This window comes from Rhodococcus sp. IC4_135 (assembly GCF_011602025.1).
Taxonomy (GTDB): Bacteria; Actinomycetota; Actinomycetes; order Mycobacteriales; family Mycobacteriaceae; genus Rhodococcus_F; species Rhodococcus_F baikonurensis.
In genome coordinates this window covers 276,608-288,758 of the sequence record NZ_JAAOLG010000005.1, presented here as the reverse complement: position 1 = coordinate 288,758, position 12,151 = coordinate 276,608, and the positions used below count along the sequence as shown (strand labels likewise).

Here is a 12,151-nt window from a genome sequence, read left to right as displayed (position 1 = left end):
CAGTAGCCATGTCGCCGTCCTGCGCCAGTCAGCTCTTGACGCAAGAACGGAACCGGTGTTCACTTCTTCACATGGCCTATCGCCGCACTCCGGCAGTGCAGGAACGATTGGACGCCCAACGCGCCCGACTGCTCGAGGCCGCCACGACGGCAGTGGCAACCCACGGCTATGCGGGGTGTTCCATCGCCACGGTGGCCAAGAACGCCGGCGTCGGCACCGGGACGCTGTATCGACATTTCGACAGCAAGGGCGAACTGTTCGCCGAAGTATTCCAATCAGTCTGCAGCCGTGAGGTATCCGCGGCTCGGGACGCCGGAGACAGCGCCCGAATCCTGGAAGGCAACCATCGCTCCGCCGTATCAGCGTCGGTTCGCACGTTCGCCGAACGCGCCATGCGTGCACCGGTTCTCGCTTATGCGCTGCTGGTGGAACCGGTGGATCCACTCGTCGACGAACAGCGACTCATGTTTCGCGAATCGTTCCGCGATTGCCTGGCCACCGCAATCCGCTCGGCCGTAGACACCGGTGAGATACCGCCGCAGGACGCCACTCTGACGGCAGCGTGCATCGTCGGGGCAATCGGTGAGGCCCTGATCCTTCCGTTGCGCGGCGGCACCACGGATCCCGCTGCGATCGATGCCATCCTCGCCTTCACCCTTCGATCGTTAGGGAGTTTCGATGACACCCACGCATGAAGTCACCAATCAGGTGCCGCCCCTGATCGATTACGACGCAGCCGAATACGCGCCGATCCTCGAGGCACTGCACCGCGAGGGAGCATCGGACGCGCTCGAAGAGATTCATCGCGTCGGGGTCCGCGCCGGAAGCGCGCAAGCCCAGGAGTGGGGCGATCTGGCCGAGGAGCACCCGCCCGTCCTGCGAACCCACGACCGCTACGGCAACCGTATCGACGAGGTCCGCTACGACCCCGCCTATCACCAACTCATGAGCACCGCAGTCGAATTGGGACTGCACGGTGCTCCGTGGGCTGACCCGGACCCACACGCACACCTTGTCCGCGCCGCGAAGATGGCCGTGTGGGGTCAGACCGACGCCGGCCACGGCTGCCCCATCTCGATGACGTACGCGGTGGTGCCCGCGCTGCGGCACAACACCGAGCTGGCAGAGCAGTACGAACCACTCCTGACCGCCCGGCACTACGATCCAGATCTGAAAGCTCCCCTCACCAAGCCCGGATTGATCGCCGGTATGTCGATGACGGAAAAGCAGGGCGGTTCGGACGTTCGTGCCGGAACCACAAGAGCGGTACCACAATCCGACGGCAGCTACCTGCTGACCGGTCACAAGTGGTTCACCTCCGCGCCGATGTCGGACGTATTCCTCGTCCTCGCCCAGGCACCGGGTGGCCTGTCGTGCTTCTTCCTTCCGCGGATCCTGCCGGACGGCTCGCTCAACAACATGTACCTACAGCGCCTGAAGGACAAGTTGGGGAATCATTCCAACGCGAGCAGCGAGGTCGAGTACCGCGACGCTTTCGCGTGGATGGTCGGCGAGGAAGGCCGGGGCGTGCGCACCATCATCGAGATGGTCAACATGACCAGGCTGGACTGCACGATCGGCACGGCCACCGGCATGCGCGTCGGCACTCTGCAGGCAGTTCACCACGCAACTCACCGAAGTGCGTTCGGCGCCAACCTGATAGACCAACCTTTGATGCGCAATGTTCTAGCTGATCTGGCGGTGGAATCGGAGGCGTCGACTACCGTCGCGATGTGGCTGGCCGCTCTGACCGACCGCGCAACCGCAGGCGATACCCACGCCACCGCACTACGACGCATTTCGTTGGCCGTGAGCAAGTACTTCGTCTGCAAGCGCGGACCGATCCACGCTGCCGAGGCACTCGAATGTCTGGGCGGAAACGGATACGTGGAGGAATCCCGGATGCCGCGCCTCTATCGCGAGGCTCCGCTGCTCTCGGTGTGGGAGGGGTCGGGCAACGTCGCGGCGCTCGACACACTCCGGGCGATGGCGAAGCAACCCGAAACGCTGCAGGTGTTCTTCGAGGAACTGAAAGAAGCGAGTGGCGTGGATGCCCACTTCGATCAGGCCGTGCGGGATCTCGAGGCGACATTCGGCGATTTCGGGGACATCGAATACCGGGCGCGAAAGATCGTCGGTGACATGGCACTCGCACTGCAAGCCTCGCTGCTGCTCCGCTACGGGCACCCCGCGGTGGCCGACGCGTTCTGTGCGAGTCGACTCGGAAGCGACTGGGGGAGCGTGTTCGGAACGCTGCCGAGGGGAATCGACATCGCGCCGATCCTCGAGCGGGCGACCGTCAAGATCGGCGCCTGACCCACCCACTACAGTTTCCGCTTATGAACCGAGCCTCGAACCGCCGCGAGGCCTGGCAGCGCGTACTGCACACCCTGCGTGAATCACCCGGCCTCGGAAGGCTGGCGCTCGTCCGCTTTTCCAGCCAGTTCGGCGACGGAATGTTCCAGGCCGCGCTCGGCGGCGCAATCCTCTTCAATCCGGAACGCGAAACCGATCCGGTGGCGATAGCGGCCGGCTTTGCCGTACTGCTCCTTCCCTATTCGGTGATCGGCCCCTTTGCCGGGGCTCTGCTGGATCGTTGGGACCGCCGCCTGGTGCTCCTGTGGGCGAGCGTGCTCCGCGGGCTCTTCATTCTGACCACCGCGGTGTTGTTGGTGGCCGGCGGCGGTGACACTCTGCTGTTGACGTGTGCGCTTGCTGCCATCGGAGTCAGCCGCTTCGTCGGGGCAGGGGTATCCGCAGCCCTGCCGAAGGTCGTCCGACAATCGTGGCTGGTGGCAACCAATTCCGTTCTCACAACGGCTGGTTCGGTGGTCGCTGCTCTGGGCGCTTCGGCTGCGGTGGCGATCATCGGTGTGATCGGCGCCGGGGATCGAGCGTCGGGCGCAGCCGTGGCGATCGCAGCGCTGGGGTCGGTGATTGCTGCCCTCGCCGCGGCCAGGTTCACGGCCCGCTCGCTTGGTCCGGTGGCCGACGAGGTGGTCCGCGCCAGCGCCGTCCGTTCGGTAACAGCCGGACTGCGCACCGGTGCAACCGCTGCCTGGGAGGCGCCCGGCGTCACCACGGCAATGATCGGAATCGGCGCACACCGCATCTGCTTCGGCATCAACACCCTCATCATGGTGCTGGTCCTACGCGACACCTCGAACGGCTCCCAATTACCTGGAGGGATGGCCGGATTCGGCGTCGCCGTCGGTGCAACGGCCATCGGAATGCTGATTGCGGCCTTGATCACACCGTTTCTCATCCCGCGGATCGGGCGCTCGCGGACTATCACGTACGCCCTGGTGTGCGCGGTTCTCGTCCAGCTCGTCTTCGTGACCGCCCTGACGCAAGGCTCGCTGCTGATCGCCGCATTCCTGCTCGGCATCGCCGGTCAGTCCGTGAAACTCAGCGGCGACGCGGCCATGCAGATCGACATCGACGACGACCGTCGTGGCCAGGTATTCGCCTTGCAGGACACCGTGTTCAACGTCGCGTTCATCGGTGCGATCGCGGCGGCGTCGACGGTGATCGCGCCCGACGGCAAGAGCGTCGGCCTTGCCCTTGCCGGCGCGGGCGTCTACGCCGCGGGGTTGTCAGCGGTACTGATCAACCGCAAGAAACGAGAAACCAGCCCTACTGGGTAGCCCACCACTTCAGCAGTTCGGCTTCGGCCTCGTCCCGTTCGAGCGGCCCGCGATCCAGACGTAGTTCCTTGAGGAACGTCCATGCCTTGCCCACCTGCGGGCCGGCCGGGATGCCGAGCAGTTCCATGATGGCGTTGCCATCGAGATCCGGACGCACTCGAGCGAGGTCTTCCTGCTCCGCGATGCGCGCGATCCGCTCTTCGATGTCGTCGTACGTGGCCTGCAACTGCGCGGCGCGGCGCTTGTTGCGCGTGGTGCAGTCGGCCCGGACGAGCTTGTGCAGTCGGGGGAGCAACTCGCCCGCGTCGGTGACGTACCGCCGCACCGCCGAATCGGTCCACTGCCCCTTGCCGTAACCGTGAAAACGCAAGTGCAGGAACACGAGCTGCGAAACGTCGTCGACCATCTGCTTCGAGAACTTCAAGGCCCGCATGCGCTTGCGCACCAGCTTGGCACCGACCACCTCGTGGTGGTGGAAGCTGACGCCGCCGCCCGGCTCGTTGCGCTTGGTGTCCGGCTTTCCGATGTCGTGGAGCAGTGCAGCCCAACGCAATACGAGGTCGGGATCGCCTTCTTCGAGGTCGATCGCCTGCTGGAGCACGGTGAGAGAGTGCTGGTAGACGTCCTTGTGCTGGTGATGCTCGTCGATCTCGAGCTTCATCTGCGGAACCTCGGGCAGCACGTACGCGGCCAGCCCGGAGTCGACCATCATGTTGATGCCGTCCACCGGGTACATGCCCAGCATCAGTTTGTTCAGCTCCACCTGCACGCGCTCGGCGGTGATCCGCTCGATCTGCGACGCCATCTCCTTGATGGCCTCGAAAACACGATTGTTCAACGTGAAACCAAGCTGCGAGACGAACCGGGCTGCGCGCAGCATCCGCAACGGATCGTCGTTGAACGAGTTCTCCGGCGCCGACGGCGTATCGAGCTCTCCGGCCAGCAGGGCGTCCATGCCGTTCAGCGGATCGACAAAAGTATAGGAACCGTCCGCGCCGATCTTCATCGCCATCGCGTTGACGGTGAAATCGCGGCGCACCAGATCGTCGGCCAACGTCGTGCCGTACTCGACTATCGGATTGCGGGAGACGCGGTCGTAAGCGTCGGCCCGGAAGGTCGTGATCTCGATCTCCTGGCCGTGCTTGATGGCGCTGATGGTCCCGAACTCGATGCCCGTGTCCCACTGCTTGTCCACCCAGCCCTTGAGCAGAGCCTGAACCTTCTCCGGCCTGGCGTCCGTCGTGAAGTCCAGATCGCCACTGAAGCGGCCGAGGATCGCGTCGCGAACACTGCCCCCCACCAGGAACAGCTCGTGACCGGCCGCAGCAAAACGCTCACCGAGCGGGTTCAACACGTCGGACAACGTGCCGAGCGTTGCAGTGGCGTCGGCAAGCAGTCGTAGGCGGCGATCAGCGTCGGAGGTAGGGACAGTCACGTGAAAGGAGCTTACTTAAGGTGCGCAAATAGCAGAACGCGCATACGAACGCGATAGACCGCTTTGCGCGGGTTACCGGGCAACGCAGCAAGGCCAACTAGTATCGATGAGGTGTCTGGTGCCGAACGAACAAACAGGAGTCGCCGCAACCCGCGGCGTCGACCTGCCGTCGGCAACCCCGATAAACCTTTGATGCGAACCGTCCGTGAAACTTCTGCGGGCGGCTTGGTCGTCGATGGCTGGGGAGGACCCCCGGAACGCCTCTGCGCTGCACTGATCGGCCGTACCGACCGCCGTGGACGCCTGCTCTGGTCGCTACCCAAGGGCCATATCGAGCAGGGTGAGACCGCCGAGCAGACCGCGATGCGTGAGGTCGAAGAAGAAACCGGCATTCAGGGAACTGTCCTGGCACCGCTGGGCAGCATCGACTACTGGTTCGTGACCGAAGGTCGACGCGTCCACAAGACCGTGCACCACTATCTCCTCCGCTTTCTCGGCGGTGAACTCTCCGACGAGGACATCGAGGTCACCGAAGTCGCCTGGGTGCCGCTGACGGAACTGCACTCGAGACTCGCGTACGCCGACGAGCGCAAGCTGGCCGAACTCGCATCGCAGATGATCGCCGAAATGCCGCGAACGGAAATACGACAAGAACAGCACCCGAAGGAACCGGACGCCGGATGAGAATGGCTCTGCGGCGGGCCGGTGTGGCCGCTCTGGTGATGGCCGCTGTCGGTTTCGGGCCTGCAACGACTGCCGTCTCCTGGGCCGCTCCGCCCAGCCAGCCCAGTGAGCGCGCCCCGGCGCGAAACACCAACGATGCCAAATTTCTGCAGCTGACCATCGACTCCACCGCACCGACCACGGTGACGACCACCAGTGACCGCAACGTCGTGGTCAAAGGCACGGTGAAGAATGTCGGTGACCGTCCCGTCGAGGACGTCGGAGTGAGGCTGCAACGCGCACCCGCGATCGACTCCAGTTCGGACGTGCGCGCAGCACTCGATTTCGACCAGGCTGTTTTCGACACGGTCGGCGAATTCGACACCGTTGCCACCACCCTCGACACCGGCCAGTCCAAGCAGTTCACACTCACCCTGCCGCTCCGAAGCACCACCGGCCTGTCTCTCGACATCACCGAACCCGGCGTGTACCCGATGCTCGTCAACGTCAACGGCACCCCGGAGTACGGCGGTGCCGCCCGGCTCGACGACGCACGCTTCCTGCTCCCCGTCCTCGGTGTGCCGGCCGCAGCCGAATCGAACGCCACATCCGGAACACCCAGTTCGTCGGCGACGGCCGTCGTTCCCCCCGACACGTCCGCCCCGATCGGTGTCACGCTCATGTGGCCGCTGGCCGACTCTCCCCGACTCGTCGGCGGAATCCCCGGCTCGGTCAACGAGCCCGTCCGCCTGATCGACGACGAACTTGCCACCGAACTTTCCGACGGCGGCCGCCTGGACGCGTTGGTCGACGCGGTGGAGAGCGCCACCAAGCCCGAGAGCGATACCGATCGCCGCGTCACCGACGCGCTCTGCCTGGCAATCGACCCGGATCTTCTGATCACCGTCGAGAACATGACTCGCGGATACCTCGTGGCCGACAACTCGTCCGATCCCACCGGGCCGTCGCACGAAGGCCGTGGCAGCGACGCCGCCAACCAATGGCTCGGCCGAGTGAAGACTCTCGCGTCCTCGATGTGCACGACGGCGGTTCCGTTCGCGCAGGCCGATCTCGCCGCGGTCACCTCGGTGGCCAATCCGGAACTGACGGCTACCGCGCTCGCACGCCCGGCAGACATCGTCGACAACATCCTCGGCGTGACTTCACTGCGAGATTTCGTCTGGCCCGATTCGGGTGTCCTCGACTCGGCCACCGCAGAGGTGCTGAGCGTGAATCCCACCACAGCGATGGTGGCTGACACCTCCGTCGACTCGGCGGCCCCGCAACTGTCGTCGCGGATAACCGGCTCACTCGACGCGCTTGCCTTCGACACCTCGGCAGCCGCAGCATTGGCAGCCACCGGCTCGGAACCGCAGGTCCCGTCGTACATCCCCGACGACACCGCGCCGACCATCGACATCGAATCGCGCAGCGCCCGGCGTCAGGACGCGTTGGGGGCGATGGCCTGGGCGGCGCTGACGCCGACGTCATTGCCGCGCAATCAGATTTTCGCGCCGCCGCAACTGTGGACCGCAGACAGCAACGACGCCACCGCGGTGCTCTCGATGCTCGCGACCCTCATCCGCTCCGGTCTCGCCTCACCTCAGGCCCTGCCCGCACTACTCGGCAGACAACCGGGCGCCACGGACGCAGCCACGCTCGACTACCCGGACCGAGCTACCCAGGACGGCCCGCAGACGTCCGTCGTCGAGACCGCAACCACCCAACTTCCGCGTATCGACGGGCTCGAAGCTTCGCTCGTGGACGATCCGGCGGTGTTGCTCACCCCCCGGGGATTCACGGCGCCGCTCCGCGAAGATCTACTCCGCTCGATGACTTTGGCCGATCGCCGCAACGTCGACTCCGCCTCGGTCAATCGGGCGGAGCGCGCCGCGACCATCCGCGCCGACAACGTCACCGAAGCCGTAGACGGGATGTACCGGGCCGTCAGTGTCGTGTCGCCGGGCGGCGTCTACACCCTCGCGTCGGGGCAGAGTCCGCTCCTGCTGGTGGCGCGCAACGAGCTGCCCATCGCCATCAACGTCGACCTGCGTGTGGAAGCCCCACCCGAGATGCAGATCAGTGACATCGGTCCCAAACAGCTGCCGCCGCGAGGTAGCCGACAGTTGACTGTGCCCGCGGAAATGAACGATTCTCGCAAGCTGGAAGTCAACTTCTCGCTGACCACGACAGATGGCCGCCAATTGGGTACGCCGACCAGCGTGACCGTACGGTCGAATGCGTACGGTCGTCCCCTGGCCGCCGTGACGGCGACAGCGGGAGGGTTGCTGCTGTTCCTGGCAGGGCGACGGCTGTGGCATCGATTCAAGGGTCAGCCGGACCCAGCAGATGAAGGGTACGAACGCTCATGACCGGGAATCCACCCGAGGAGGGTCGCCGCTCGGCGATCACCCGCAAGAGTGCCACGACCCGCTCGCATCCTCGGATGCCACCGTGGGAGCGCGGTTACCCGATTCAGCCGGTCAACCCGGACGCACGTTTCGACGACGCACCCACCATGACCATCCCGGTGATCCGCGACTACCCCAGGTACCGCGAAGCCGAGATGGAGTTCGCGGACCGGCAGACGACCAAGTCGGACGAGTTCGACACCGACGCCCATGTCCAGGTCGGGGAACGCAAGGAGACGAACTCTCGACTCCTCGCGGCAACGGGTTCCATCGCGATCGCGACGCTGACGAGTCGCATCACTGGATTCGCCAAGCAGTTGATGATCCTGATGGTCCTCGGTCCGGCCATCGCCAGCTCGTTCACCGTCGCCAGCCAGATCCCGAACATGATCGCGGAACTGGTTCTGGGCGCCGTGCTCACCGCCATCGTCGTCCCCGTGCTGGTTCGCGCCGAGCGGGAGGACGCCGATCACGGCGAAGCGTTCGTCCGACGCCTCTTCACGGCGTCGTTAGTTCTACTCGGCATGGCCGCGTTGCTCGCGACCCTGGCAGCACCCGTACTCACCAAATACGTCTTCCTGTCCGAAGACGGCAAGGTCAGCACCGACCTGACCACCGCGCTGTCGTATCTGCTTCTGCCGGCGATCCTGTTCTACGGGCTGTCGGCGCTGTTCACAGCGTTTCTGAACACCAGACAGATCTTCAAGCCCGGAGCCTGGGCTCCCGTACTCAACAATGTCGTCGTCCTCGTGGTGCTCGTGGTCTACCGCCTGACTCCGGGCGAGATCTCGCTTGATCCGGTCTCGATGGGCGATGCAAAGCTGCTCACCCTCGGCATCGGCATCACCATCGGCGTCATCGTGCAGGCGGCCAGCCTGATCCCCGCGCTTCGCCGCGAGAAGATCTCGCTCAAGCCGCTGTGGGGTCTCGACGATCGCCTGCGCCAGTTCGGCGGCATGGCCGTCGCCATCGTCTTGTACGTCCTGATCAGCCAGATGGGCATGATCTTCGCGACCAAGATCTCCTCCCACGCCGACGAAGCCGGCCCTGCCATCTACAGCCAGGCCTGGCTACTCCTGCAGCTCCCGTACGGCGTGCTCGGAGTGACGGTACTGACGGCGATCATGCCGCGCCTGAGCCGCAACGCAGCTGCCGACGACACCCCGGCTGTCGTGGACGATCTGTCGGTCGCGACGCGTCTGACCATGATCACGCTGGTTCCGATCATCATGTTCCTGACCTTCATGGGTCCGCAGGTCGGTGAAGCGCTCTACGGTTACGGACGCTTCGGGCCCGAACAGGCCGAACGACTCGGTACCGCCGTGAGTTGGTCGGCATTCACGTTGATTCCGTACGCGCTGGTCCTGATCCAACTTCGAGTGTTCTACGCCCGCGAACAGGCCTGGACGCCGACGTGGATCGTTCTCGGCATCACTGCAGTGAAGATCGCTTTCTCGGCGCTGGCTCCGGTCTTCGCCTCCAACAGCGATCAGGTCGTGATCCTGCTCGGTGCGGCCAACGGTCTCGGCTACATCACTGGCGCCGTCATCGGCGGATACCTCCTGCACCGCAGCCTCGGAAACCTGCAGATGGCCAACGTGGGCAAGACGGTCTGGTCCGTCGTACTCGCCTCGCTGGCCGGTTCGCTGACGATGCTCGCGGTCGACCGAGTCCTCGGATTCGATCAACTCACCGAGCGTTTCGGCGGACCTGGCTCGATGGTTCGCGTCGCCGTCGGCGGCATCCTGATGCTCGCGATCACCTTCACGATTCTGTACTTCAAGAAGGTTCCGGAAGTTCTGTCGGTAACGGTTGCGGTCTCCCGCAAGATTCGTTCACTGACAGGTCGCGCCGAACCGGACACACGTAACAACACCGACGACGACGTCACCGAGCTGATTCCTGCAATCAAAACGGAATCAAACGAGCAAGAACGACCGGGTGCGCTCCCGTACCCTGGTCATGGGCGTACAGGATCGCAACCCGCGCGTATTCGGGGACGGGCTATCGATGGAGAAGGAGCGAGGGTGAGCGACGACAACGTTTCCGGCAACAAGAGTGCCGGGACTTCTGCCGTGAAAGCGTCCGAACAGAAGTCAACGGCATCGTCGGGCACACCTGCATCCACGAGTTCCTCCGCCTCTGCCGGCCAGAAGCCGCAGCAGGGTCAGAAGCCTGTGCAGCGACCGCAGCAGGGCCAAAGCCCGCAGGGTCAGAAGCCACAGCAGCCGGTGCAGAAGGCCGCTCCGCCGGTGCCTCCGGTCAGTGTGTCGAAGACACCTTCAGCACCCGTGTCGAAGACACCTTCGGCACCCGTGTCGAAGGCACCTGCTCCGGACAAGAAGGCACCCGAACCTCAGAAGACGGCTGCCGCTCAGGCACCGCCGACCGCTGCGCCTCGCACACCTGCCGCCGGATCCGCATCACGACCGGCCCAGCGACCGATGCCCCGTGGACCCAAGCTCATCCCGGGCGCCTCTGTCGCCGGCGGACGCTACCGTCTGCTCGCGCCGCACGGCGGAACCCGCGGACTGCAGTTCTGGGAAGCTCTCGACGTCAAGCTCGACCGTGAAGTAGCCCTGACGTTCGTCGACGCCGATCAGCGCGGCGACGACGACAGCCAGTCCGGACCACAGGCGGTTCTCTCGCGCACGCTGCGCCTGGGACGGATCAACTCGCCCGGTCTGGCTCGCGTCCTCGACGTCGTCCGCGGAAGCTCGGGCGGCATCGTCGTCGCCGAATGGACTCCCGGTCGCTCGCTGCGTGAGATGGCCGAGACCACGCCGTCACCGATCGGTGCTGCCCGCGCCATTCGCGCCCTCGCGGCCGCTGCCGAAGCCGCTCACCGCACCGGCGGCGCGCTGTCCATCGATCACCCGGACCGCGTTCGCATCAGCATCAACGGTGACGCCGTACTGGCGTTCCCGGCGACGCTTGCCGACGCCGATTCCACCAGCGACGTCCGCGGTCTCGGCGCCATGCTGTACTCGCTCATCACGGCGCGCTGGCCGCTGGCCGAACCGTCCGCCGGTCCCGTCGGTGGTTTGCTTCCCGCCGGCCGCGGCGCCGACGGCAACATCGTCGAGCCTCGAGTCGTCCGTCCGGAGGTTCCGTTCGACATCTCGGCCGTGGCAGTTCGAGCGTTGCAGTCGGAGAGCGGAATCCGCACTGCTGCCACCGTGCAGCACATCCTCGATCAGGCATCCGTCGTCAACGACAAGACGGAAATGATTCCGGCACTTCGTCTCGGCCACCGCGAACAGGGAGCGTCCGGTCATGCACTGAACGACCCCGAAGCCATCGAGGCCGAGAAGAAGAAGTCGACGCGGATGCTCGCGGCACTGACGGCGCTCGGTGTCTTCACCGTGATCGTCCTGATTCTCCTTGTGGTGTGGGTGGCGAGCTTCCTCTCGGGTGGTAGTAACGACACCCCTCTCAGCGAGCAGAGTTTCGGATTGACCACCGAAGCCACTGCGCCCGAGAACAATTCACCCGCGCCCGCACCGGCGGCGGCAACCGTGCCGGTAGCTGCCTCGGCCGTAACGGTGTTCTCACCCCAGGGCACGCCGGATCAACCGGCAACGGCCAAGAACGCCATCGACGGCAATCCGGCCACTGCGTGGTCGTCGGACTCGTACTTCCAGCCGTTCCCGTCACTGAAGAACGGTGTCGGCCTGATGGTGAGTCTTGCCGATGCAGCCAACCTGAAGAACGTTGCAATCACGTCTGATTCGCCGGGAACCGTCGTTGAAATCCGTTCTGCCCCTTCTGCGAATACTTCACTGGATCAGACCAAGGAAATCGGATCGGGTGTCCTGAAGAACGGTGTGACCGACATTCCAGTCACTTCGGATGGCTCGGGTCAGTATGTCCTGGTTTGGATTACGCAGCTCAGCACCGAATCCGGACAAAACCAGACATCCATCTCGGAGATTGCTTTCACTGCTGCAAAGTGATCGCCCTTGGCCCTTCCGAAACCTACCGACTGGGCTAAT

At 64.8% G+C, this 12,151-nt stretch carries 7 protein-coding genes; 6 read left to right on the top strand and 1 reads right to left on the bottom strand.

Features of this window, described 5'->3' with window-relative positions; all coding sequences use genetic code 11:
- Window positions 1-71: 71 nt before the first annotated feature.
- From G8767_RS13280 to G8767_RS13270, 3 genes are read left to right on the top strand one after another with little or no spacing between them, the layout of a single operon-like run.
- On the top strand, window positions 72-695 hold the full coding sequence (locus G8767_RS13280; RefSeq protein ID WP_166810409.1) for a TetR/AcrR family transcriptional regulator: 624 nt from the start codon (window positions 72-74) through the stop codon (window positions 693-695).
- Window positions 679-2,316, top strand: coding sequence for an acyl-CoA dehydrogenase family protein (locus G8767_RS13275; RefSeq protein ID WP_166810408.1), 1,638 nt, complete (start codon window positions 679-681; stop codon window positions 2,314-2,316). Before G8767_RS13280 ends, G8767_RS13275 begins: the two co-directional genes overlap by 17 nt.
- Before the next feature lie 23 nt (window positions 2,317-2,339).
- Window positions 2,340-3,647, top strand: coding sequence for an MFS transporter (locus G8767_RS13270; RefSeq protein ID WP_166810407.1), 1,308 nt, complete (start codon window positions 2,340-2,342; stop codon window positions 3,645-3,647).
- Here G8767_RS13270 and G8767_RS13265 read toward each other — a convergent pair.
- A complete protein-coding gene (locus tag G8767_RS13265) occupies window positions 3,637-5,082 on the bottom strand; it encodes a CCA tRNA nucleotidyltransferase (protein WP_095973478.1) in 1,446 nt (481 codons plus the stop codon). The two genes, G8767_RS13270 and G8767_RS13265, sit on opposite strands and share 11 nt — an antisense overlap.
- Window positions 5,083-5,274: 192 nt before the next feature.
- Between G8767_RS13265 and G8767_RS13260 the strand changes: the two genes are divergently transcribed.
- The 3 genes from G8767_RS13260 to G8767_RS13250 are packed head-to-tail and all read left to right on the top strand — an operon-like array spanning window position 5,275 to window position 12,112.
- On the top strand, window positions 5,275-5,766 hold the full coding sequence (locus G8767_RS13260; protein WP_095973479.1) for an NUDIX hydrolase: 492 nt from the start codon (window positions 5,275-5,277) through the stop codon (window positions 5,764-5,766).
- A complete protein-coding gene (locus G8767_RS13255; protein WP_166810405.1) occupies window positions 5,763-8,117 on the top strand; it encodes a DUF6049 family protein in 2,355 nt (784 codons plus the stop codon). The genes G8767_RS13260 and G8767_RS13255 overlap by 4 nt, the downstream gene beginning before the upstream one ends.
- The gene (locus tag G8767_RS13250) at window positions 8,114-12,112 is read left to right on the top strand and encodes a lipid II flippase MurJ (RefSeq protein ID WP_166810404.1); all 3,999 of its coding nucleotides are present in this window, start codon (window positions 8,114-8,116) and stop codon (window positions 12,110-12,112) included. Before G8767_RS13255 ends, G8767_RS13250 begins: the two co-directional genes overlap by 4 nt.
- Window positions 12,113-12,151 lie beyond the last annotated feature (39 nt).

Bases quoted from the DNA above. Each gene is read 5' to 3' on its own strand.
- G8767_RS13270 (WP_166810407.1), top strand. From the start codon at position 2,340: ATGAACCGAGCCTCGAACCGCCGCGAGGCCTGGCAGCGCGTACTGCAC.
- G8767_RS13255 (WP_166810405.1), top strand. From the start codon at position 5,763: ATGAGAATGGCTCTGCGGCGGGCCGGTGTGGCCGCTCTGGTGATGGCC.
- G8767_RS13260 (WP_095973479.1), top strand. From the start codon at position 5,275: ATGCGAACCGTCCGTGAAACTTCTGCGGGCGGCTTGGTCGTCGATGGC.
- G8767_RS13250 (WP_166810404.1), top strand. From the start codon at position 8,114: ATGACCGGGAATCCACCCGAGGAGGGTCGCCGCTCGGCGATCACCCGC.
- G8767_RS13280 (WP_166810409.1), top strand. From the start codon at position 72: ATGGCCTATCGCCGCACTCCGGCAGTGCAGGAACGATTGGACGCCCAA.
- G8767_RS13275 (WP_166810408.1), top strand. From the start codon at position 679: ATGACACCCACGCATGAAGTCACCAATCAGGTGCCGCCCCTGATCGAT.